Genomic DNA, 23,164 nt, shown 5'->3' on the forward strand with positions numbered 1-23,164 from the left:
GAGGGACGGCCCGACGCAAACCCTTATGTCGGACAGTGGGGGAGAGGTGGGGAAATAGCCGTTACGTCGTACCGGGGGAGCGCCGGGGCATCGAAGCTCAGGTGTCGCACTCCAGGACGCTCCTGCACAGACCGCACCGGACCCGGACCCGCCCCCGCACCGGTACCCGGATCCGCTGACGGCAGGTCGGGCAGTCGAACATGACCCGCAGCGGCGAGCCGCCGTCGAAGGCGTACGGCCCGGTGCCGGGACCCGCCCTGTGCTGCTCCTGCGACTGCTTGCGGTCCTTCGCGTACCGCCGGCGCCCGCTCCAGCCCGCCGCGGTGAGCGGCGGCTGCTGCTCGTCCAGGCGTGCCACCGACCGGCCCTCGGTGTACGCGGTGTACGCCTGAGCGCTCGTGAACCACACCGCAGGGTCCTCGCCGAACTCGGCCGCGCGCTTGGCCAGGACGTACCCGAACTCCTCGGGCGTGAGATAGCCCAGCTTCTGCGAGGAGGCGCCGTCCTCGCGGAAGGCGTCCAGAAGCAGCCAGCCCGCGCCGAGGTAGACCGCGGCGGTGTCGGTGAGGATCTCGTTGTCCCGGGTGCCGTCGAAGGCCAGGCCGAGGCGGTGCAGGTAGACGTGCATCACCTCGTGCGCCAGGGCGGCGCCGATGTCGCGGCGGTGGCTGCGGAAACGGTCGTTGAGTTCGATGAAGTACTCGGGTCCGGCGGCGAGTTCGACGCTCGCGGCATGCTGCATCGTCCGGAAGCTGACGATGATCCGGGCCTCCGGGAGCCGCAGGTGCTGGACCATCGTGCGCGCCACCCGCTGCACGCCCAGGTGGAGGTCGTCGTCGTCCGCGAAGGCCACGTCCGCGGGCAGCACGCTGGTGTCGAAGCTGTGGATCGTGTCGTACGAGAGGCGCTTGTACAGCGCCGTGATCGACTCCCGCACCGTCTGCAGATGCGGATATCCGTGCTCGACCGGTCCGCCGTCAGCCACTTCCGCACCCCCAGAAGGATCGCCGCACCTCACTGTAGGCGGTGACCGCGGAGTCCTCCGGTGACAGCGGCTTCCTCCGCGTGACGGGTCCGGTGCGATGCCTCCGAGGCGGTCCCGACACAGGCTGCCCCGCGAGGTGTTGGGAGACGGGCCGCGCCACGGGGCGAATTCAACTGGCCGGAAACCGACCCTTGCCGACCGAGCGTTCGGCTCTTCATAATCCAGGGCGAACGTTTGGCGGGCGCATGACAGTGCCAGGTTGTGGGTTCGCCGCGCGCGTTCAACCCCCCACGAGAGGAAGACCGTTGAAGAACCCGTTCGGTTCCGTCAAAAGAGCAGCCGCACTCGGCGCCGTCACGTTGGCCGCCGTCAGCCTGCAGCCCGTCTCCACCGCCGTCGCGCAGGACCCCACGCCTTCGCCGGCCATCGTCGGCGGCACCCCCGCCGAAGAGGGCGAATTCCCGTTCATGGTCCGCCTGTCCATGGGCTGTGGCGGTTCCATGTACGCCGAGGACGTCGTCCTGACCGCCGCACACTGTGTGGACGGCTCGGGTTCCGACACCTCGATCACGGCGACCGCCGGCTCCGTGGACCTGGAGAGCCCCGACGTCGTCACGGCCAAGTCCACCGAGGTCCTGCAGGCCCCCGGCTACGACGGCACCGGCAAGGACTGGGCGCTGATCAAGCTCGACAAGGCCCTCGACATCCCCACCCTGAACATCGCGGACACCGACGCCTACAACGAGGGCGACTTCACCGTCGCCGGCTGGGGTGCCGACAAGGAGGGCGGCGACCAGCAGCGCTACCTCCTCAAGGCCACCGTCCCGTTCGTCGACGACGCCAAGTGCGGCGAGGCGTACAGCAACCTCGTCCCCGGTGAAGAGATCTGCGCCGGTCTCGAGGAGGGCGGCACCGACTCCTGCCAGGGCGACTCCGGCGGACCCATGTTCCGCAAGGACGACTCCGACCAGTGGGTCCAGGTCGGCATCGTCAGCTGGGGCCAGGGCTGCGCGCAGCCCGGCTACCCCGGCGTCTACACCGAGGTGTCGGCCTTCGCCGACGACATCTCCAAGGCGGCCGCCGAGCTCTGAGGCCACCGCCCGACCCCTCTCGCCGCAGGGCCGGAGCACGCACCACGCTCCGGCCCTGCGGCCTGCCGTGCCTCACCCTGCGCTGCCGTCGAGCAGTCGGCTGAAACGCAACCGCATCGCCCGCTCCACGCTGGCCGCCGCGGCGCACGCCCCGACCGCGATGTTGAACCAGGACGGCGGACGCACGGGCAGATCGACGTCACCGAAGTGCTCGACAACGGGCGGCACTTCGGAAACCGCACCGAAGACCTGGTAGACCAGCAGCGCGAGCGCGACGACCAGCACGACCACCGACAGGGAGCTGATGCAGCGGCTCGTGGCGGGATGCGCACGGTCGAAGTGCGCGCGGCGCCCCTCGCCGGAGTACCGGTCCGGGACCAGCGGGTACTCGGCACCCTTGTCGGTGACGTAGTGACAGCGCTTCAGCCCGAAGCCGCTCCTGCCCACTTCGACGATGCCGCCGGGGACGGGAAAGGCTGCAGGGAGCCTGCACACGGCGTGCTGCCTGCCGTCCAGATACAGGTCGGCCGTGACCCCGCCGGACGACGCGTCCTGCCCGTGCCTGACGTCGACGGCGTAGACCGACTGCCGGCCGTCGTCGTTCGTCAGCCGCAGGTAGAACAGGGACCGGAACGTCATCTGCCACCAGCGGAACCGCCTCAACTCCCGCCCGTCCCCGGGCTTGACCCGCTGCACGGCCCGTCGACGCCGCCACTCCTTGATCATGTCCCCGTCGCCCTTCCCGTCCGTGTCACTTGCCCGGCTGTGCCGCGCAGGCGAGGTCCTGCCGCGGGCGCTGCCCGGTGGTCAGGAAGGACGTCACCGTGTCGTTCGCGCAGGTGTTGGGGCCGAACGGGTAGACACCGTGGCCACCCTGGTCGGCCGTCACCATCCTGGCCCGGTCGCCCAGCGCCCGACGCAGCTCGCGGGCGCCGGCCAGCGGGGTGCCCGGGTCGCGCTCGTTCTGCGCCAGGAGGACGTTCGACGGGCCCCGGTCCGTGATGCGCACCGGCGGCTCGACCCGCTCGTCCGGCCAGTACGCGCAGGGGCCGATGTTCGCCGTGGTTCCGCCGAGCATCGGGTACTTCAGCCGGTCGACCGCGACGTTGCGCTGGTAGTCCCGGACCGTCCCCGGCCAGCGCGAGTCCCCGCACACCACGGCGAACCGGCCGGACATGAGCTTCTCCAGGTTCCCCGCCGGCGGGCCGGGCGGCAGCGCACTGTCCGTATCGAGGGCCTGCCAGCTCTTGGCCAGCAGCGGAATCATCGCGTCGCTGTAGAGGTACTCGAACGTCAGCCCGCGGAACATCGTCCCGTCGACCCCCTGCGCCGGCTTCGCGTCCAGCCGCTGCACCAGCTCGTAGAACTTCGCGGTCACCTGCTTCGGTGTGGTGCCCAGGCCGTACTCGGGATGCTTCGCCGCGTACGCCGCGAAGTCCGGGAAGCGGTCCTCGAGTCCACGGGCGAACAACCGCATCGCCGACACGTCGTAGCCGCCGGGGCCCAGATTGCTGTCGAGCACGATCCGGTCGCTGCGCTCCGGGAACAGCGTCGTGTACACCGCACCGAGGTAACTGCCGTACGACGCACCGAGATACGACAGCTTCGGCTCGCCGAGGGCCGTGCGGATCCGGTCCATGTCGCGCGCGGTGTTGGCGGTGGTGGTGTGCGGCAGCATCCAGCCGGTCCGTGAGCCGGCGCACTGCTCGGCGACGGTCCGCGCGTTGCCCGCCTCCCGTGCGACGTCACCCGGGGTGTGCGCGTACGGCGGGAAGTTGCCGCGGGCCTGCTGCTCGGGCGTCAGATCGCAGGTCACCGGCGAGCTGCGGCCGACTCCGCGCGGGTCGAAGCCGATCACGTCGTAGGAGTCGAGGACCTTCTTCGGCAGCCCGGATTTCGCCAGGATCGCCGGGTAGTCGAGTCCGCCGGCGCCGGGCCCGCCCGGATTGGTCAGGAGTACGCCGCGGCGCTGCGACGGGTCCTTGCTCGCGAGCCGGGAGACCGAGATCTCGATCTGGCGGCCGTCCGGGTCCCGGTAGTCGAGCGGGACCTCGAGCGTCGAGCACTGCAGACCGGGTGAGGCGACGTCCTCGGGGCACGCGCCCCATCGCACGGTGTCCGGTTTCGCGGCGGCCGTGGTACCCGGGATCAAGGTCGCCGCGACAGCGGTGGTGGCGAGGGCGAGAGACAGGGATCTGCGCATCGGGTGTCCTCCTTGTGGGGCACACGACGCCGGGACGCGGCGCGGAAGGCCGCGCCGTACGCGCCTCGGGTGTGTGCCGTGGGGGGTGCGGGAGCCGGGCAGGAACACGTCGAGTCTGGCCGCGCGGCGCGGCCGGCACATCGCCCTGCCGGTCCGATACGGCTGCGCCCGCGGGCGAGGCAGCGGTTCGACTTCGGTCCAAGGGCCATCCCCCTGTGGTCTGACCCACCGGCCGCCGAGCCCCGGGATACTGGCCAGGTGGACATGGACGCATCGCCGCGGCTGACGTGGTGGCAGCAGGCCTGGCGCCTCACGGCCGCCGCCGCCATCGGCCTGTTGGCCTGGCTCTCCTCCGGCGTGCTGATGTCGAAGGGGCCCGGCGACGGCCCGGGCACCTGGTTCCTCGTCGGCGATCCGCTGGTGGCGCTCGGCTGCCTGACGGCGCTGCTGTGGCGGCGCCGCTTCCCGCTCGCGGTCGCCCTGATCGTGGCGATCGCCTCCGGCTGGTCCGCCTTCGCCGGCGGCACCGTACTCGTGGCGTTCGCTTCCATCGCCACCCGCCGCCGGCCGGTGGAGATCGCGGCCGTCGTCCTGGCCTACGTGGCCGCGTCGCAGGTCGCCGTCGGCTTCTATCCGGTGCAGGAGACGAGCGGCCTGCTGTGGTTCCAGCTCCTGGTACCGGCGCTGATCGCGGGTATCGCGGTGGCCGTGGGCATGGCCGTCGGTGCGCGGCGCGTCGAGGTGCGGTCCCTGCGGGACAGGGCCGAGAGCGCGGAACGCGAACAGACCGCACGAGCGGCCCAGGCACGCGCCCTGGAACGCAACCGGATCGCCCACGAGATGCACGACGTGCTCGCGCACCGCATCTCCCTGGTCGCCATGCAGGCCGGAGTGCTCGACCACCGCAGCGACCTCCGCGCCGAGGAGTCCCGCCTCCTGGTCCGCGGCATCGCCGAGGGCTCCCACCAGGCCCTGGAAGAACTGCGCGACGTGCTCGGCATCCTCCGCGCCGACCAGCACCGCACGGAACCGCCCGAGGCCCAGGCCTCCCTCGAGCGCGTCCCCGACCTGGTGGCCGACGCCCGCGCTTCCGGCCTCGACGTCACGCTCACCGACACGGTGACCGGAACACCGCCCGACGTGGTCGGACGCACCTGCTACCGGGTCGTCCAGGAAGGACTCACCAACGCCGCCAAACACGCCCCCGGCGCACAGGTGCACATCACCCTCGGAGGCGAATCAGGCCGCACCCTCGACGTCCGCGTCCACAGCTCGTCGGCCGCCGCACCCGCGGTGAGACCCCCGTCCTCGGGATTCGGCCTGCTCGGCCTCACCGAACGAGTCGATCTCGCGGGCGGACAACTCGACCATCACCGCACACCCGACGGCGGATACCTGCTCACGGCACAATTGCCCTGGCCGAACCCCGGCCACGAAAGGAGAACGTGAGTGGACAGCGAGCGGGAACCGGTACGCGTCGTCATCGTCGACGACGAACATCTGGTGCGGATGGCCCTGCGGCTGGTCATCGACGACGAACCGGACCTGACCGTCGTCGCGGAGGCCGCCGACGGGGACGCCGCGATCACCGCCGTGGACGAGCACCGGCCGGACGTCGTCCTGATGGACGTACGGATGCCCGGCCGTGACGGTCTCAGCGCGACCCGGGAACTGCTCGCCCGGCCCGCGCCGCCGCGGGTTCTGATACTGACCACCTTCGACTCCGACGACCTGGTGCTCGGCGCCCTGCGCACCGGCGCACTCGGCTTCGTCCTCAAGGACACCCCGCCACCCCAGATCCTCGACGCGGTACGGACCGTCGCGGACGGCGAACCCGCGCTGTCGGCGGCGGCCGCGGCCCGGGTGATCGCCGCGGCGACCGGGCCCGAGTCCTCGCACGCACGCAACTCGTCCCGCGACGCCGCCCGGGAGCGGCTGTCCGCACTGACCGAACGCGAACGCCAGACGGCGCAGGCCGTCGCGGACGGACTGGGCAACCCGGAGATCGCCCGGCGGCTGAACATCAGCGTCGCGACCGTCAAGGCCCACACCGGCCGCCTGCTCGCCAAGACGGGCGTGGACAACCGGGTTCAACTCGCCCTCCTGGTCCGCGACGCGGAGGAGTGACCGGACCACCGCAGAACCTCACGCCCCGCGGGAACGATCAGTAAGTCCAACCCCGCCCCCCGCTTTGTCCATGGCCCCACGTGCCCCGTATGCCCAGGGTGACTCGCACGAGTCACCGTCCCGAGGAGGCGTACGCCGTGCAGCCGTCACCCGTCACAGGCCCGAGCCGTCGAACCGTGGTCGCCGCCGGAGCCGCAGCCGGCGCGGCCGCCGCACTCGGCCTCCAGGAGCCCGCGGCCGCCGCGCCTCACGCACGCGCGGGCGACGCCGTGGCCACGCTGCGTTCCGGCAGCCTCGAGGTACGGGTCGCCACCGACTTCCCGCGCATCATCGACTACACCGACCTTGACGGCGGCGCCGTCCTGCACGGCTCCGGCGAACCGGTCACGGAACTGCTCGTCGACGGCACACCCCACACCCCCGAGGTCACCTCCGAGGCGGCCCCGGACCGGATCGCCTACCGCCTCGGCCTGCCCGGCGGCACCACCATCGACGCCGAGATCCAGGTCGAGGACTACGCAGTCCACTGGCGCGTCACCGCCGTCGACGACACCGAAGCCCTGCGCGTCGGCACCCTGGAGATCCCCGGACTCGACTTCCTCACCGTCCGCAGCGACCAGCCCGGCGCCGCGCTGCTCGCCGCCCGCGTCGACATCGACCAGGACAAGAGCGGCGACACCCTGATCGAACTCACCCAGGACACCCCGGCCGCCGCTCGGACCGGCTGCGCCTACGCCGTCGTCGCCCACGACCGGCTGGGCGGCGCCCTGGAGACCAACACCGTCTACGACAAGCCCACTTCGGACGACGGCACCACCTGGGAGAACGGCCGCCTGTGGCACACCGTCACCAAGTCCGGCGACCGCACCGAGGCCCGCCTGTCCTGCGGCCAGTGGACCCACCGCGCAGCCACCTCCCCCGTCGACGCCACCGAACCCCTGCCGTACGTCACGGTGATCGCCACCCGGGACCGGGGCGGCGACGGCAAGGTCGACTGGCAGGACGCCGCCGTCGCCTTCCGCGAGATCATGGTCGACCCGCTCGGCGCGGACGAGCAGCACCTGCGGGTCGTCCCGCACATCCCCTTCAACTTCGCCTCGCAGGCCACCAATCCGTTCCTCGCCACCCTCGACGAGGTCAAGCGGATCTCCCTGGCCACCGACGGACTCCGGCAGTACACCCTGCTCAAGGGCTACCAGTCGGAGGGCCACGACTCCGCGCACCCCGACTACGCCGGCAACTACAACACCGGCGCCGGCGGCCTCGACGACCTCAACACCCTGCTCCGCGAAGGAGCCGAGTGGAACAGCGACTTCGGCGTGCACGTCAACGCCACCGAGTCCTACCCCGTCGCCGACTCCTTCTCCGAGACCCTCGTCGACAAGGAAGACGAACAGTGGGACTGGCTCGACCAGTCGTACCGCATCGACGCCCGCCGCGACCTCGTCTCCGGCGACATCGTCAAACGCTTCGAGGACCTGCGCGCCGAGACCCACCCGGCCCTCAACACCCTCTACATCGACGTGTTCCGCGAGTCCGGCTGGACCTCCGACCGACTGCAGCGCGCCCTGCGCGACATGGGCTGGACCGTCACCACCGAATGGGGCCACGGCCTGGAGCGCTCCGCCGTCTGGTCGCACTGGGCCACCGAGACCGACTACGGCGCGGACACCTCACGCGGTATCAACTCCCGCCTGATCAGGTTCATCCGCAACCACCAGAAGGACGTCTTCGCCGACAAGTGGCCCGGCCTGCTGCCCATCCCACGCACCGGGAACTACGAGGGCTGGGTCGGCAAGACCGACTGGAACGAGTTCCACGCACTGATCTGGACCGAGTCGCTGCCCGCCAAGTACCTCCAGGCGTACCCGATCAAGACCTGGCGCGAGCACGAGATCACCTTCCTCGGCCCCACCGCCACCACCGTCTCCGACGCGGACGGCAAGCGGGTCATCACCACCGACGGGCGGGTCGTCCACGACGGCGACCGCTACCTCCTGCCGTGGGAGCCGCGCGAGGCCACCGACCCGGCCAAGCTCTACCACTACGCGGCCAAGGGCGGCACCAGCACCTGGCGGCTGCCGCGCGGCTGGGCCCGCCTGACCCGCGTCGCCGTCCACCGACTCACCGACCAGGGCCGGGAGTTCACCGCCTGGGTGCCCGTACGCGACGGCGAGGTCACCCTCGACGCCGAGGCCGGACAGCCCTACGTCCTGCACCGCACCCGCCGCACGGCCGAGGACCCCGGCTGGGGCCGGGGCACGCCGGTGACCGACCCCGGCTTCAACTCCGGGTCTCTGGACGGCTGGGAGGTGTCCGGACCGGCCTCGGTCGAGCGCAGCGCCCTCGGCGACCACGAACTGGTCATCGGTGCGGGCGCCGCCGCCTCGGTGGGCCGCCGCCTCACCCGCCTCAAGCCCGGCACGTACGCCGCGTCCGTCCAGGTCGAGGTCGGCGCCAAGGCCGGCCAGGAGCGCCGGTCCGCGCTCGAGATCCGCACCGCCGACGGCGTCACCGCCACCAACTGGACGGCCACCTCCACCGCAGGCAACCATGTCGCCGCCGACCGCAAGCACGGCACCCGGTTCCAGCGGATGTTCACCTGGTTCACCGTGCCGTCGGGCGGCGGCGCGGTGCATCTCACGCTGCGAGCGGAGGCCGGGGACGCGCGGGTCCGCTTCGACAACCTGCGCGTCGTTCCCGCGAAGCGGTCCACCAAGAAGCGCGCACTCGTCTTCGAGGACTTCGAACACGTCCCCCAGGGCTGGGGCCCGTTCGTCAAGGGCGACGCCGGCGGGGTGACCGACCCGCGCACCCATATCGCCCAGCGGCACGCCCCGTTCACTCAGCGAGGCTGGAACGGCAAGGCCGTCGACGACGTCATCGACGGTTCCCAGTCCCTGAAGTCACGCGGCGAGAACGAGGGCCTCGTCCACCGGACCGTGCCGCACACGGTGCGGTTCACCGCGGGGAAGCGGTACCGGGTCTCCTTCCGCTACGAGTGCGAGACCGCGGGGCAGTACGCGTGGGTGACGGCCGTCGACCAGGGCGGTGAGGTGCGGGAGTTGTCCCGCGAGCCGGTGCCGGTGGCCGTGGCGCCGACGGAATGGTCCTATTCGTTCACCGCTCCGGCCGAGGGTGAGGCCTGGGTCGGCCTGCGGAAGATCGCCGACGATCCCAAGGCGGAGTTCGTCCTCGACGCGTTCGAGGTCCGGGAGGTGTGACGGCCCGGTCCCGCCCTTTCCCGAAACTTCTGCGCACAGGCCTCCTCGATCGCCGGGGGCGCGTCAACGGTGCGGCGCTCGAGGAGGATTCGGTGCGAGGGCGGGGCCGGGGGCCCGCTCAACCCCGCTCAACCGAGGCGCACCCGCACCTCTGCCTGCGCCCCCTCCACCTCGAGCACCCACACCTCGTTGACCCCGTCCCGTAGCACCGGCCCCGGCACGTACAGGGACAGCTGCGGCCCGACCGCCCAGTACCGCCCGAGGTTGAAGCCGTTCACCCACACGAACCCCCGCGTGACCCCCGTCAGGGACAGCGACGTGTCCCCGGGCTGCTCCACGGCCATGGAACCCCGGTACAGCCCGGCACCCGGCGCGGCTGAAGCCGAGCCGAACGGCACCCGTCCCACCGTCTCCGCGGAGAACGCCGCGAGCCGCAGGCCCTGGGCCGCCACCCCGTGCAGGTACTGCCGCTCATGCAGCACCCCTTCGGTGATCCCCTTGTGCTCGCCCGTCCGCGGCCCGTAGTTGACCCGCCCGAGCGACTCCACCCACAGCTCCACGACCGCCGGTCCCGCCACGGGCTCCGGCAGTACGGGCGCGTCCTCGGTCAGCACCCCGGCCCGCGCCCCGTCGACGTACACCACCGCCCGGTCCCGCAGCCCCCGCGCAGTCAGCGCATACGGCGTCCGGGGACCGGGCACCTCGAACCGGTACCGCACGAGGCCCCGGTCGACGCCCAGTTCCTCGAACGACGGCGGCGCCCCGCACACGCGCTCCGCGTCACCGAGTACCTCGAGCACGGTATCCAGTGGCGCCCACTCGTCGAGCGCCGTCTCGGCCACCGCGCCCAACTGCTGTGGCTGTTGCGGGAGTTCGGGCAGCGGCCCGTCCGCGTACGCCGCAAGGACCTCGCGGAAGGCCCAGAACTTGTCCGTCGGCCGCCCGTACTCGTCGATCGGTGCGTCGTAGTCGTAGGACGTGACGTCCGCGAGCAGTGGGCCCTCGTGCAGCTCGCCCGCCCGGTTCGCCCCCGACCAGCCCCCGAAGTTCGTCCCGCCGTGCGCCATGTACACATTCACCGACGCCCCGCACTCGAGGATCTCCCGCAGCGCTCCGGCCGCGTCCGCCGCGTCCCGGACGACCGGCTCCGCACCCCAGTGCTCGAACCAGCCGCACCAGAACTCCATACACATCAGCGGCCCCGTGGCCCGGTGCCGGCGCAGGGTCTCGAAACCGGCGCGGGCCGCCGAGCCGAAATTGACGGTGGCGAGCACACCGGGAATCGCGCCGCCCGTCAGCATGTGGTCCTCGGGCCCGTCCGACGTGAACAGCGGCACGGTGATCCCGCACTCCCGGATCAGCCCGGTCAGCCGCTCCAGATACACCTGGTCGGAGCCGTAGGAGCCGTACTCGTTCTCGGCCTGCACCATGATCACGGGACCGCCCCGGTCGTAACCCCTGGCCGCCACCTGCGGCAGCAACACCCGGAACCAGCGCTCCACCTCGGCCAGATACTCCGGATCACGGGTGCGGACGCGCCGTCCCAGCCGGCCGGTCAGCCAGTACGGCAGACCGCCGTTCTCCCACTCCGCGCAGATGTACGGGCCGGGCCGGACGATCGCCCACAGTCCGGCCGCGCGTGCCGCGTCCAGGAAACGGCCGAGCGCCGCCACGTCCTCGTAGTGGCCGGGCTGCGGCTCGTGCAGATTCCACGGGACGTACGTCTCCACGCAGTTGAGGCCCATCGCGCGCAGCATCGCGAGCCGGTGCTCCCACTGGCCCTCGTGCACCCGGAAGTAGTGCAGCGCACCGGACAGCAGCCGCACCGGCCGCCCGTCCAGTTCGAAGTCGTCCTCGCCGATCCGGAACTCGCCCACGTCCCCGCCTCTCTCGTGCCTGACCTGCACGCCCACCCTCACCCTCTTCTCATCGACGGGTCCATGGACAAAGATCGACCTTGTTTGGACACAACGCTCGGCGACGGAACGGCGGCCGCCGCGGCACGCCGGGTGCAGGCGGCCGGCACCGGCACCCGCGGGCACCGGGCACGGAACGAAAGGGGCGGAGCGGGGCATGTACCACACCTGGATGCGCTACTTCACGCCGAGCCCCGTCCATCACCGGCTCGGCCTGGTCTGTCTCGGCGTGGGCCTGCAGCACGGTGCGCTGCCCACCGTCGGCCCCCGCACCCTCGACCACCACGTCGCGGTCGTCATCGGCGCGGGCAGCGGCTGGTTCCGCGGCGCGGACGGGCGGCGCGTGGCGGTGCGTGCCCCCGCCCTGATCTGGCTCACCCCCGGCACCAGCCACCACTACGCCGCCGACCCGGGCACCGGCTGGGACGAATGCTTCGTCGACTTCACCGGCCCCGCGACCACCACGTACACCGAACTCGGCTACATCGAGCCGGACCGTCCGGTGGTGCCGCTCTCCGACGCCGGCGGCCCCCGCGCGGCCGTCAGCCGAATCGCCCGGGCCGCACGCCGCGACAACCCGCTGCTCGAGGTGGAGACCGCGGCCGCCGTGCACGAACTCCTGGTCGCCCTGCGGCGGGCCCGCGCCGACACCACCCCCGACGGTGACCCCGTCCTGCAGGCGCTGGCCCGGGACGCGTTCAAGCCACTGTCCGTCGCCGAGCACGCGGCCCGGGGCGGTATGACACCTGCCGCACTGCGCACCGCGGTCCGCCGCGGCGCCGGCTGCAGCCCGAAGGACTACCTGCTCGGCATCCGCCTGGGCCGCGCCAAGGAGCTCCTCGCCGCCACCGAACTGCCGGTCGCCGCGGTCGCCCGCCGTGTCGGCTACGACGATCCCGCCTACTTCTCCCGCCTGTTCACCCGGCGCGTGGGCACCGCCCCGGTCCGCTTCCGTGACCAGCAGGGCCGTGCCGTGCCGGGCGGCTGGTCGCAGCAGGTCCCCGACCCCGACGATCCGCCGATGCTGCCCGCACCGGACGCCCCGGACCCCTGAGGCGCGTCGCCCAAGCCCGTGCGGGGCACACGCGCGGACCGGGCGCGACGCCTGCCGGGACACGCTTTAAGCTCGCCGTCATGACTTCCCGCGACACCGAAGCCGGCGGCACCGCAGCCGCCCCCGGCACCGCAGCGTCCGGCGTCGACCCGGCCGTGCGCGCCGAGTTGTCCCGCCTGCGCGACAGCATCGACAACATCGACGCCGCCGTCGTCCACATGCTCGCGGAGCGCTTCAAGTGCACCCAGCAGGTCGGCCACCTCAAGGCCGAACACCGCCTGCCGCCGGCCGACCCGGCCCGCGAGACCCAGCAGATCGCCCGGCTCCGCAGCCTCGCCGAGAACGCCAAACTCGACCCCGCGTTCGCGGAGAAGCTCCTCAACTTCGTCATCGCGGAAGTCATCCGCCACCACGAGCAGATCGCGGACCAGCCCGCTGCCGACGGCGCAACGGCACCCGGACGCACCTGACCACGCACCACCGGCGGACCGGCCGGCAACCCGGGGCCCCGTGGTGGTGGGGCCCCGAGCGCCGGCCGGCCCGCCGGTGGCCGGTGGTACGGGCGGTGCGGTCAGGCGGTCACGCCGGGTCGATACGGGAGACGGCCCCGCCGATGGCGAGGACGTACAGGTCGCCCGAGGAGGACTCGGCGAAGGACACGACCTCGCCGCCCTCGACCCCGAGGTCGCCCTCGCCGGTCACCTCACCGTTCTCGATCTGCAGCGTACGCAGCGTTCCGTCGCAGTAGTCGCTGTACACATAGGTCCCGACGAGATCCGGGATCGCCTCGCCGCGATAGACGTACCCGCCCGTCACGGAGCAGGCGAGGCCGCTGCGGTCGTACTCGTGGACCGGCGGCACATGGTTCTCCGGCTCCGTGCCCTCCTCGAAGGGGTGGGTGCCCTCCATCTGGGACCAGCCGTAGTTCTCGCCGCCCTTGCTGCTCGCCGGGGCCCAGTCGATCTCCTCCCACGCGTTCTGGCCGACGTCACCGATCAGCAGGTCGCCGGTGCCCGAGTCGAAGGAGAACCGCCACGGATTGCGCAGCCCGTACGCCCAGATCTCGTCCTTCGCCTCCGGGTCGTCCACGAAGGGGTTGTCGGACGGGATCGCGTACGGGTCGCCGCCCGCGGGGTCGATACGCAGGATCTTGCCGAGCAGGGTGTCGAGCTTCTGGCCGTTGCCGTGCGGGTCGCCGCCCGCGCCGCCGTCGCCGAGGCCGATGTACAGGTAGCCGTCGGGGCCGAACTTGATGTCGCCGCCGTTGTGGTTCTCGTACGGCTGGGTCTGGGTGAGGACGGTGCGCCGGCTGTCCGGGTCGGGCTTGCCGTCCTGCACCGCGAACTCGTCGACGGTGCTGGTGCCTTCGAGGTCCGTGAACGAGATGTAGAAATGCGTGTGGTCGGGGTCGAAGGCGATGCCGAGCAGTCCGCGTTCGCCGTCGACGGTGGTCTCGTCGGAGATGTCGAGGACGGGTTCGCCGAGCCCGGAATCGTCCAGGACCCTTACGGTCCCGGCCCGTTCGGCGATCCAGACCGTGTCGTCGGGCCCCGCCGTACCGGCCGTCGGATTCTGCGCCGTGGCCACTTCCGTCAGGGCGACCTCCGCGGCTGCAGGCCCTGGGGCGGCGGATTCGTCGGCGGATGCCGTGGCTACGGCGAAGGACGCTACGAGGCAGATACTGCCGATGATGGCCGTGCTTCTGGTGCGAAGTGTCACCGTGGCCTCCTGGAGGCGGTGAGGGGTCATCCGGCCGCGCTCGGCGCCGAGGTGCGTGGGCGTCGCCCGAGCCGGCAGGTAACCGGGGTGGGGGGATGGTGCCACTGGCCACAGCTGAGGATAGCGGGACGACGGCGCCTGGCCTAGACCAATAGCAGGACCGGTCCGCACGCGTCGGCCACCCGCCTGTTCCCGGGGCCCGGATCGCCCCGGGAACAGGATGACGCCCTAACTGCCGCAGTTACCCGCGGCCGGCTGATCCGCGAAACGCGCACCGAGCCATTCGAGCGCCGGACCATTGCCCTGGATCGCCGCGCCCACATGCGACTGACCGGGCAGCGACAGCCACTCGACGGAATGCCCCGCCGCGCACCAGTCGGCCCGCAGCTTCTGCCCGACCGGATACGGGATCTGCTCGTCCGCGTCCCCGTGGTACAGGAACACCGGCGCCGACGGGCGTTCCGTGCCGATCAGTTGGGCCGAGATCGCGAACTTCCAGTCCGGTTGGTCCAGGGGATCCGAGGTCGTCACGTCCGCGATCGTCTTGCCGCGGCCCGCCTCGAGCGCCGCACCGGCACACTCGTTGCGTACGACCTCGGCGAGCGCGCGCCCCTCGTCGTTCAGGTACTTGTCGAGATCCAGGGACGGGTACGCCGCGTTCTGGCCGACCGCGGCCATCAGCAGGTATCCGGCGCTGTCCCCGCCGTCCAGGGAGTCCGCCACCGCCGTCAGGTCGGCGGGAACGCCACCGCTCGCGGTGCCCTTGACGTTCAGCTCCGGCGCGTACGACGCGGCCATCTCGGCGGCCTTCGCGCTCGCGCCGCCGCCCTGCGAGTAGCCCATGATGCCCACCGGCGACTCCGGCACGACCCCGTGGCCCGAGGCCTCCGGCAGGTGCTGGGCGGCTCGCGCCGCGTCCAGGACGGCGCTGCCCTGTGCCTCGGCCACCATGTAGGTGTGGTCGCCCGGCGTGCCGAGCCCCTCGTAGTCGGTGACCACGACCGCGTAACCGCGTACGAGTGCCGCGTTGACCAGGGGTGCCTCCGTCGTCGTACCGTCCGGGAATCCCGCGGACGGGGCGCACTTGTCGCCGAGGCCGACCGTCCCGACCGCGTAGGTGATCAGCGGACGGGGACCGGTGCGGCCGTCGTCGGGGACGATCACGGTGCCGGTGACGGCGTTGCTGCTGCCACCGGCCGAGGTGGACCGGTAGGTGATCTTCCAGGCCTTGGTGGGCGTGGGTGCACCCGGCGTGTACTGGAACGAGGACGGCTCCGAGGCGATCAGTTCGCCCGGACCGGTCCGCTCGCCGGGCTTGCCTGCCTTCCCCGGCTTGTGTCGGTCGGTGTCGTCACGGGCCGTCCCGGCGGTCGCCGGCGCGGACTGCGTCGAAGGGGCGGCGGCGGGCGAGTCCGCCGGAGCGGATGCCTGCTGCGCGGCGGCGGACCCGGGCAATCCGAGTACCGCGAGCGCGAGCACAGCACCCGCGGCCACCGGTCGTCTGCGTGCGGCCGATTTCATCGGCGCTCCCAACTCTCCTGTGGGCAAAGGGGGTTGACCAACCGTACTGACGAGTCAGTAGGACGGCCAGAGCCCTGCAGGTGCCGGTCGGGAGCAGAATGTGCGCCGTCGGCGCGTCAGGCGCGCGGCACGGGACCGATCGACCGCCCCGCCCACCACGGCGCCGGCTCCGTCAGCTCATCGAACCGCGCACGGACCCCGGCCGGGAACGGGAGCGCGCCGCCGTCGCCCACATGGACGCCGAGCAGCTCCGTCGTCGCCACCGGCTCGATGCCGCCGTCGCCCGCACCCGTCTCACCTGCGGCCCCCGCGTCCGCATACATCTCGTGAGCGAAGCGCACCTTCTTCGCGTCCACCCCCAACACCCGGGTACGGATACGGAGTTCGGCCCCCTCCTTCACCTCGAGCAGGTACCGGACATGCGACTCGACCGTGTACAGCGAGCAGCCGGTCACCTCGCGGTACGCGTCGGTCAGGCCCGTGGCGGCCATCATCGCGTCCGTGGCATGACCGAAGACCAGTACGTAGTACGCCTCACTCAGATGACCGTTGTAGTCGATCCACTCCGGGCGGACGCTCTCGGCGAACTCGGGCAGTGCGAACGTCACTCGGCCGCCCCGCCCTGCTTCGGCAGCCGCCCGGTGGCGCGCAGCACATCGATGACACCCTGGTCGCGCTCGGCCACCAGATCGGCGATGGACCGGCCGGCCGCCGCCTCCGCGCAGCCCCCCACCATGCCGTCGTACAGCTTCTCGTCCAGCTCCGGCGCCTCGAGTCGCGTCCACGGAGACTTCAGGGACGGACCGAAATGGTCCAGCATGTGCGCCATCCCGCCCTCACCGCCGGCGAGCGCGAACGTCAGGCACGGACCCATGAACGCCCAGCGCAGACCGGGACCTTCGGTGATCGAGTCGTCGATCTCCCGCACCGTCGCCTCGCCGTTCGCCACCATGTGCAGCGCCTCGCGCCACAGCGCCTCCTGGAGACGGTTGGCGATGAACCCGGGCAGCTCGCGCTCCATAGTGATCACGGACTTGCCGGCCGCCTCATAGAACTGCGACGCCCACGCGACCGCCTCCTTCGCGGTGCGCTCGCCGCCGACGACCTCCACCAGCGGAATCAGGTACGGCGGGTTGAACGGATGCCCGACCACCAGGCGGGACGGATCCGCCGCGCCGGTCGCCATGTCCGTCATCGGATAGCCGGACGTGGACGAGGCGACCACGACGTCCGCGGGGGTGGCAGCGTCGATACGAGTCAGCAGATCACGCTTCAGATCCAGCTCCTCCGGTGCGCTCTCCTGTACGAACTGCGCCTGGGCGCAGGCCTCTTCGAGGGTCGGTGCGACGGTGAGGCGGCCGCGGTCCGCACCGTCGGCGAGGCCGAGCCGGGTGAGCGCGGGCCAGGCGGCGTCCACCAGGCGGCGCAGCTTCGCCTCCGCGTCGGGGGCCGGGTCCCAGGCGGTCACGTCGTATCCGCGGGCCAGGAAGTGGGCGACCCAGCCGCCGCCGATGACTCCGGCACCGACACAGGTCACTCGGGTCACGTCCGTGGGGTGGGTGCGGGGCATGCGGGCTCCTTCAGGTACGGGCTTGATGGTGTGTGGGGGAGTGCGGGCGGACCCGGGGTGGTTCAGCGGCGCAGGCCGAGCCGCTCCCTCGCCTCGGCCGGCGTGGCGACCGACGCGCCGATCGCCTCGGTGACGGTCACGGCGCGCTCCGTGAGCTGCGCGTTCGTCGCCTTCACCCCGCGCTTGAGATACAGGTTGTCCTCGAGCCCCACCCGTACGTTCCCGCCGAGCAGAATCGACTGCGCGACCCACGGCATCTGCATCCGGCCCAGGGCGAAGCTGGCCCACTGCGCCCCCTCGGGCAGCATGTTGACCATCGACTGCAGCACCTCGGGCTCGGCCGGCGCACCCCACGGGATGCCCATGCACAACTGGAACACCGACGGATCGTCCAGCAGCCCCTCGGCGTACAGCTGCTTCGCGAACCACAGCTGCCCGGTGTCGAAGATCTCCAACTCCGGCCGCACACCGAGCTCCTGAATGCGGCGGGCACCCTTGCGGAGCATCTCGGGGGTGGAGATGTACAGGTTGTCCCCGAAGTTGAGCGACCCGCAGTCGAGCGTGCAGATGTCCGGCAGCAGATCCTCGACGTGCGGGAGCCTGGCCAGACCGCCCACCAGATCGGTGCCCGGCAGCGCACCCTTCTCCAGCGGCTCGTCGGCGTCCAGGACCAGATCGCCGCCCATTCCCGCGGTCAGGTTGATGACCACGTCGGTGCCGGTCTGCTTGATCCGGTCGACGGTCTCCGCATACAGCTTCGGGTCGCGCGACGGGGCGCCGGTCTCCGGATCCCGTACGTGGATGTGCACGATCGCCGCCCCCGCGTCCGCCGCCTCCACGGCCGACTGGGCGATCTGCTCCGGGCTGACCGGAACGTGCGGGCTGCGCCGGGTGGTGTCGCCCGCACCGGTAAGGGCGCAGGTGATGATCACGCTGTCGTTCATGGTCATGGACAACCTCCGTAGTGGTGAGCAGCGGGGACGGCCCGCACACCGGCCCTACGCCGGGTGCGGCCGACTCCCGCTATGAAGAAAGGAGTTCGGACTCGACGTGGGCGAGCAGTGCTGCATGCATCGCCTCCGGGCTCGTACCGTCCGCATCGTCGGGAGACGTGGCCAGGACCTGCGAGGCCAGACCGTCGATGAGCGCCGTGAGACGCAGCGCCGCAGACTCCGGGTCGACCTCCGGGCGGAAGGCGCCCGAAGCCACACCGCGCCGGATCACGTCGGCAACCGTGGTGCGCCACTGCCGGTAGTACTCCACATGCAGCCGCCCGACAGCCGTCGAACGCGCCGCCTCCGCCCACAGGTCCAGCCACACACGCCACTGCCGCCGCTGCTGCTCGGTGGTCGGCGTCTGCAGAGCGATCAGGCCACGCAACTCCTGCGCCGACCCCTGCTCCGTGGCGAGGTGCGCGGCACGCGCCGCGGTGTCCTCGTCCATGCACCAGCGGACGGCGGCCTCGAGGAGCTCGGCCCGCCCCGGGAAGTGGTAATGCACGGCCGCGCTGCTGGCACCGCAGGCCGCGGCGATATCGGCGACGCGCACCGCATGGAAGCCGTGCTCCGCGATGAGCCGCACCGTCTCCCGCACGATCTGCAGGGGCCGGCCGGCCGCGGGCACGGGCGCCGGGGGAGCGGCCGCCGCAGGGGCCCTACGCGTGGCCTGCTCCGACCCCGAGCCGAGCAGCCACCCCGCATCGACCCCACCCACGTCCGCGATACGCGCCAGCTCCGCCGCGGCGAACCGGCGGCTCCCGCCCAGCGAGCGCGACAGCTTCGACGGGTCCATCACGATGCGCCGCGCGAACTCCCGCTGACTGCACCCGGCACGGGCGATCACGTCCCGCACACGAGCGGCTACCGCACCGCCGTTCGGCTTCTGCTCCATGGCCCGACACCGTACGGAAGCATTGAGATAATCGCAACGCACCTGGCTCGGTCACCCCCACCGTCACCGGCCCCGAGCATGCCCCGACGGCACCCTGAAGAACCTCAAAACCTGCTAATGGCAAGCAAGTTGAAGAACGTCCCACTCCACGAACAGCCCCCAGTGCCACCCCACTGACTGACAACCAAGTCAGCACCTCGACACCCTCCACCACCCCACACGCCGCCCCGCACCCCCACCCCATCCGCCCCACACCCCGGGCCCCCTCTGTGCCCACCTGCGCACATCGGGCAGCATGTCCCCATGTCCGTACTGACGCGCGACGAAGCGCAGATCCGTGCCCGGCTCCTCGACGTCCAGCGCTACGAGGTCGGCCTCGACCTCACCCGCGGCGACGAGACCTTCGACTCCCGCACCGTGATCCACTTCACGGCCCGCGCGGACGGCGACACCTTCGTCGAGCTCAAGCCCGCCACCCTGCGCACCGCGACCCTCGACGGACACCCCCTCGACCCCACCGCACTCGACGGCAACCGCCTGCCGCTCACCGGCCTCACCGCAGGCCCCCACGAACTCCACATCGACACCGAGATGCGGTACTCCCGCACCGGCGAAGGCATGCACCGCTTCACCGACCCCACCGACGGCGAGACCTACCTCTACACCCAGCTCTGCATGGACGACGCCCAGCGCGTCTTCGCCAACTTCGACCAGCCCGACCTCAAGGCCACCTTCGCCTTCACCGTCACCGCACCCCCCGCGTGGACCGTCCTCGGCAACGGCATCGCCCACCCCGACGGCGACGGCCACTGGACCATCGCCGAAACCCCCCGCATCTCCACCTACCTCGCCGCGATCGCCGCCGGCCCCTGGCACACCATCCGCACCGAACACCGCGGACTGCCCTTCGCCCTGCACTGCCGCCGCTCGCTCGCCCCCCACCTCGACGCCGACGCCGACGAACTCCTCACCGCCACCCTCGCCTGCTACGACCGCTACCACGAGAAGTTCGAAGAGCCCTACCCCTTCGACTCCTACGACCAGGCCTTCGTCCCCGAATTCAACGCCGGCGCCATGGAGAACCCCGGACTCGTCACCTTCCGCGACGAGTTCGTCTACCGCTCCGCCGTCACCGACACCGAACGCCAGACCCGCGCCATGGTCATCGCCCACGAGATGGCCCACATGTGGTTCGGCAACCTCGTCACCCTCACCTGGTGGGACGACATCTGGCTCAACGAGTCCTTCGCCGAGTACATGGGCTACCAGGTCTGCTCCGAGGCCACCCGCTTCACCGACACCTGGACCGACTTCGGAGTCGTCCGCAAGGGCTGGGGCTACGACGCCGACCAACGCCCCTCCACCCACCCCGTCGCCCCCGCACCCGAACTCGTCCCCGACACCGCATCCGCGATGCTCAACTTCGACGGGATCTCCTACGCCAAGGGCGCCTCCGCACTACGCCAACTCGTCGCCTGGCTCGGCGAGAAGGACTTCCTCACCGGCATCAACACCCACTTCGCCCGGCACAAATTCGCCAACGCCACCCTCGCCGACTTCATCGACAACCTCGCCTCCGCCACCGAACGCGACGTCCCCGCCTGGGCCGACACCTGGCTGCGCACCACCGGAGTCGACACCCTCCGCCCGCACATCGACCAGGCCCCCGACGGCACCGCCACCCTCACCGTCGAACGCCACGGCACCCGCCCCCACCGCATCGCCGCCGGCTTCTACGACCACGACCTCGCCGCCGGCGACACCCTCGTCCTGCGCGACCGCATCGAACTCGACCTCCCACAGAGCGCACCCCACCCCCTCGGCCGCCGCCCCGCCCTCATCGTCCTCAACGACGGCGACCTCACCTACGCCAAGATCCGCTTCGACCCCGAGTCCTGGAACACCCTCAAAACCGGCCTCTCCGCCCTCCCCGAACCCCTCACCCGCGCCGTCGTCTGGAACGCCCTGCGCGACTCGGTACGCGACGGCGAACTCCCGCCCGCCGCCTACCTCGAAGCCGCCCGCGCCCACCTCCCGCACGAGAGCGACCTCGCCCTCGTCCAAGGCGTCCTCACCTTCGCCACCACCCAGGTCGCCGACCGCTACACCGCCCCCGAAGACCGGCCCGCCGCCCTCGCCACCATCACCGACCTCTGCCGCGACCTCATCCGCCGCACCGAGGACGGCACCCAACCCGGCCTGCGCCTCACCGCCGTACGCCACTTCATCAACGCCGCCGCCCAACCCGACACCATCCGCGACTGGTTCGACTCCGGCAGCGTCCCCGGCGGACCCGAACTCGACCCCGAACTGCGCTGGCGCATCCTCGGCCGACTCGCCGTACTCGGCGCCACCGACGACGACGTCATCGAAGCCGAACTCCTCCACGACCCCAGCGCCACCGGCCAGGAAGGCGCCGCCCGCTGCCGCGCCGCACTCCCCGACCCCGAGGCCAAACGACAGGCCTGGCACGACCTCTTCGAGGCCGACACCCTCTCCAACTACCTCTTCACCGCCACCGCCCAAGGCTTCTGGCAACCCGAACAAGCCGACCTCGTACGCCACTACGTACCCCGCTACTTCGAGGCCGCCGCCACCCTCGCCGAACGACGCGGCCCCGCCATGGGCGACGCCGCCGGCCGCTACGCCTTCCCCGCCTACGCCATCACCCAAGACACCCTCCACCTCGGCCACCGAGCCCTCGACAACCCCGCCCTGTCCGCCGGCTTCCGCCGCCGCCTCGCCGACCAACTCGACGACCTGGAGCGGGCCTTGAAGGTACGACGGGACGCTTCCGCCACGTCCGTGGAATGAGGAACCGGGGATGGACCTCCACGCACTGCGGATCTTCCAGGCAGTCGCCCGGCACCAGCATCTGAGCCGCGCGGCCCAGGAGCTGCGGATCGCCCAGCCCTCGGTGAGCCGCGTGATCGCCCGCCTCGAACACGAGCTGGGCACACCGCTGTTCCACCGGGGCGGGCGGCTGCGCCTGAACGACTACGGCCTGATCCTGCAACGCCACACCGACCGGGCACTCGGCGAACTGGAGGCGGCACGAAGGGCCCTGGACGAGGCGCGTGAACAGGGCGTGGGCAGCGTCAGCATCGCCTCCGAGACACTGCTCACCCTCACCGGCGTCATAGCCGCCTTCCGCAACAGCCACCCGCACGTCACCGTCCGGCTCCTGCAGTCACCCGCCGCAGAGATGACGCGGCTGCTCGAAGCCGGCGAAGTCGACCTCTGCGTCAGCTCCCAGCCACTGACCGGCGACGGGCTGCGGTCGCAGGAGATCCTCCGCGAAGACGTACTCCTCGCCGTGCCCGCCGGACACCGGCTCGCAGGCCGGGAGAAGGTCACACCCGAGGAGATCGCCCAGGAACCGGTCGTCACCGCGCGGCCCGGGCACTGGCTGCGCATCCTGCTCGACCGGCTGCTCGCCGCACGCGGCCTGACCGCGCACATCGTCTGCGAGAGCGACGAAGCCGCCTCGCTGCAGGCCCTGATCAGCTCCGGGCTCGGCGTCGGCCTCATCCCCGAGGTGTCCCGGCGCTCCGGCAGCGACATCGTGGCGCCGGTGACATGGGCGTCCGTAGACGCACCGGACTGCGAACGGGTGCTCCGCCTCTCCTGGCGCGAGGGCGCCCACCTCTCACCCGCCGGCCACGCCCTGCACGAGTCGATCGCCACGGGACCGGTGCTCCCCGGGTCCTTCTTCTGACGCTGCGGCCAGGTCGTTTGCCTCCCGCGTCATGCCTCCATAGCTCTATTGATCTTTAATCCGATCACTTCGCAGCCATACCTTCGTGTGCACGGCACCGCCTACCTGCGGACGCCCGATGCTCAAGACGAAGCCTGCGAAGGAGT

Annotated in this window: 18 protein-coding genes; 8 read left to right on the forward strand and 10 right to left on the reverse strand. The window is 71.5% G+C overall.

Annotated features, from left to right (window positions below; all coding sequences use genetic code 11):
* Positions 1–97: 97 nt before the first annotated feature.
* Positions 98–985 (reverse strand): hypothetical protein, encoded by an 888-nt coding sequence (locus tag DSC45_RS10820; RefSeq protein WP_119289524.1) that lies wholly within the window; start codon positions 983–985, stop codon positions 98–100.
* Positions 986–1,290: 305 nt separating this feature from the next.
* Between DSC45_RS10820 and DSC45_RS10825 the strand changes: the two genes are divergently transcribed.
* Entirely contained in the window at positions 1,291–2,076 is a 786-nt protein-coding gene (locus DSC45_RS10825; RefSeq protein ID WP_240434575.1) for a S1 family peptidase, read from the forward strand.
* Between the two features lie 72 nt (positions 2,077–2,148).
* Here the strand turns inward: DSC45_RS10825 and DSC45_RS10830 are convergent, their stop codons facing one another.
* Positions 2,149–2,802, reverse strand: a complete 654-nt coding sequence (locus DSC45_RS10830; RefSeq protein WP_119289528.1) for a hypothetical protein — start codon at positions 2,800–2,802, stop codon at positions 2,149–2,151.
* Between the two features lie 25 nt (positions 2,803–2,827).
* Complete coding sequence (locus DSC45_RS10835; RefSeq protein WP_119289530.1) at positions 2,828–4,279, reverse strand: alpha/beta hydrolase; 1,452 nt, start codon at positions 4,277–4,279, stop codon at positions 2,828–2,830.
* A 258-nt stretch (positions 4,280–4,537) separates the two neighbouring features.
* On the opposite strand from DSC45_RS10835, the gene DSC45_RS10840 reads away from it, so the two are divergent.
* The 3 genes from DSC45_RS10840 to DSC45_RS10850 all read left to right on the forward strand — a co-directional run bounded on the left by DSC45_RS10840 (position 4,538) and on the right by DSC45_RS10850 (position 9,630).
* Positions 4,538–5,728, forward strand: a complete 1,191-nt coding sequence (locus DSC45_RS10840) for a sensor histidine kinase (RefSeq protein WP_162929186.1) — start codon at positions 4,538–4,540, stop codon at positions 5,726–5,728.
* Positions 5,729–6,406 carry a response regulator transcription factor gene (locus DSC45_RS10845; protein WP_119289532.1) on the forward strand — a complete coding sequence of 226 codons (678 nt, stop codon included), beginning with the start codon at positions 5,729–5,731 and terminating at the stop codon, positions 6,404–6,406.
* 89 nt (positions 6,407–6,495) lie between these two features.
* Positions 6,496–9,630: an endo-alpha-N-acetylgalactosaminidase family protein gene (locus tag DSC45_RS10850; protein WP_119289534.1), complete on the forward strand. Its 3,135-nt coding sequence runs from the start codon at positions 6,496–6,498 to the stop codon at positions 9,628–9,630.
* Between the two features lie 128 nt (positions 9,631–9,758).
* On the opposite strand, the gene DSC45_RS10855 is transcribed toward DSC45_RS10850, so the two are convergent.
* On the reverse strand, positions 9,759–11,507 hold the full coding sequence (locus DSC45_RS10855) for a glycoside hydrolase family 35 protein (protein WP_119289536.1): 1,749 nt from the start codon (positions 11,505–11,507) through the stop codon (positions 9,759–9,761).
* 196 nt (positions 11,508–11,703) lie between these two features.
* Between DSC45_RS10855 and DSC45_RS10860 the strand changes: the two genes are divergently transcribed.
* On the forward strand, positions 11,704–12,600 hold the full coding sequence (locus tag DSC45_RS10860) for a helix-turn-helix domain-containing protein (RefSeq protein WP_119289538.1): 897 nt from the start codon (positions 11,704–11,706) through the stop codon (positions 12,598–12,600).
* Between the two features lie 80 nt (positions 12,601–12,680).
* The gene (locus tag DSC45_RS10865) at positions 12,681–13,070 is read left to right on the forward strand and encodes a chorismate mutase (protein WP_240434576.1); all 390 of its coding nucleotides are present in this window, start codon (positions 12,681–12,683) and stop codon (positions 13,068–13,070) included.
* A 109-nt stretch (positions 13,071–13,179) separates the two neighbouring features.
* On the opposite strand, the gene DSC45_RS10870 is transcribed toward DSC45_RS10865, so the two are convergent.
* The 6 genes from DSC45_RS10870 to DSC45_RS10895 form a co-directional block, all read right to left on the reverse strand.
* Positions 13,180–14,319, reverse strand: a complete 1,140-nt coding sequence (locus DSC45_RS10870) for a PQQ-dependent sugar dehydrogenase (RefSeq protein WP_162929187.1) — start codon at positions 14,317–14,319, stop codon at positions 13,180–13,182.
* A gap of 228 nt (positions 14,320–14,547) precedes the next feature.
* A complete protein-coding gene (locus tag DSC45_RS10875) occupies positions 14,548–15,840 on the reverse strand; it encodes a lipase family protein (protein ID WP_119289542.1) in 1,293 nt (430 codons plus the stop codon).
* A gap of 116 nt (positions 15,841–15,956) precedes the next feature.
* Positions 15,957–16,448: a thioesterase family protein gene (locus DSC45_RS10880; protein WP_119289544.1), complete on the reverse strand. Its 492-nt coding sequence runs from the start codon at positions 16,446–16,448 to the stop codon at positions 15,957–15,959.
* Complete coding sequence (locus DSC45_RS10885; RefSeq protein WP_119289545.1) at positions 16,445–17,410, reverse strand: 3-hydroxyacyl-CoA dehydrogenase NAD-binding domain-containing protein; 966 nt, start codon at positions 17,408–17,410, stop codon at positions 16,445–16,447. The genes DSC45_RS10880 and DSC45_RS10885 overlap by 4 nt, the downstream gene beginning before the upstream one ends.
* Before the next feature lie 62 nt (positions 17,411–17,472).
* Complete coding sequence (locus DSC45_RS10890) at positions 17,473–18,360, reverse strand: beta-keto acid cleavage family enzyme (protein WP_119289547.1); 888 nt, start codon at positions 18,358–18,360, stop codon at positions 17,473–17,475.
* 73 nt (positions 18,361–18,433) lie between these two features.
* Complete coding sequence (locus DSC45_RS10895) at positions 18,434–19,300, reverse strand: TetR/AcrR family transcriptional regulator (protein ID WP_119289549.1); 867 nt, start codon at positions 19,298–19,300, stop codon at positions 18,434–18,436.
* A 303-nt stretch (positions 19,301–19,603) separates the two neighbouring features.
* Between DSC45_RS10895 and pepN the strand changes: the two genes are divergently transcribed.
* On the forward strand, positions 19,604–22,114 hold the full coding sequence (gene pepN, locus DSC45_RS10900) for an aminopeptidase N (RefSeq protein ID WP_119289551.1): 2,511 nt from the start codon (positions 19,604–19,606) through the stop codon (positions 22,112–22,114).
* A gap of 10 nt (positions 22,115–22,124) precedes the next feature.
* On the forward strand, positions 22,125–23,018 hold the full coding sequence (locus DSC45_RS10905) for a LysR family transcriptional regulator (RefSeq protein WP_119289553.1): 894 nt from the start codon (positions 22,125–22,127) through the stop codon (positions 23,016–23,018).
* The last annotated feature ends 146 nt before the right edge of the window (positions 23,019–23,164 follow it).

Origin of the sequence: Streptomyces sp. YIM 130001 (genome assembly GCF_003574445.1) — a bacterium.
Taxonomy (GTDB): domain Bacteria; phylum Actinomycetota; class Actinomycetes; order Streptomycetales; family Streptomycetaceae; genus Streptomyces.

Excerpts from the sequence above, each read along its gene's own strand:
- DSC45_RS10905 (WP_119289553.1), top strand. The coding sequence starts at position 22,125 with ATGGACCTCCACGCACTGCGGATCTTCCAGGCAGTCGCCCGGCACCAG.
- DSC45_RS10830 (WP_119289528.1), bottom strand. The coding sequence starts at position 2,802 with ATGATCAAGGAGTGGCGGCGTCGACGGGCCGTGCAGCGGGTCAAGCCC.
- DSC45_RS10850 (WP_119289534.1), top strand. The coding sequence starts at position 6,496 with ATGCCCAGGGTGACTCGCACGAGTCACCGTCCCGAGGAGGCGTACGCC.
- DSC45_RS10895 (WP_119289549.1), bottom strand. The coding sequence starts at position 19,300 with ATGGAGCAGAAGCCGAACGGCGGTGCGGTAGCCGCTCGTGTGCGGGAC.
- DSC45_RS10860 (WP_119289538.1), top strand. The coding sequence starts at position 11,704 with ATGTACCACACCTGGATGCGCTACTTCACGCCGAGCCCCGTCCATCAC.
- DSC45_RS10885 (WP_119289545.1), bottom strand. The coding sequence starts at position 17,410 with ATGCCCCGCACCCACCCCACGGACGTGACCCGAGTGACCTGTGTCGGT.
- DSC45_RS10890 (WP_119289547.1), bottom strand. The coding sequence starts at position 18,360 with ATGACCATGAACGACAGCGTGATCATCACCTGCGCCCTTACCGGTGCG.
- DSC45_RS10865 (WP_240434576.1), top strand. The coding sequence starts at position 12,681 with ATGACTTCCCGCGACACCGAAGCCGGCGGCACCGCAGCCGCCCCCGGC.
- DSC45_RS10835 (WP_119289530.1), bottom strand. The coding sequence starts at position 4,279 with ATGCGCAGATCCCTGTCTCTCGCCCTCGCCACCACCGCTGTCGCGGCG.
- DSC45_RS10875 (WP_119289542.1), bottom strand. The coding sequence starts at position 15,840 with ATGAAATCGGCCGCACGCAGACGACCGGTGGCCGCGGGTGCTGTGCTC.
- pepN (WP_119289551.1), top strand. The coding sequence starts at position 19,604 with ATGTCCGTACTGACGCGCGACGAAGCGCAGATCCGTGCCCGGCTCCTC.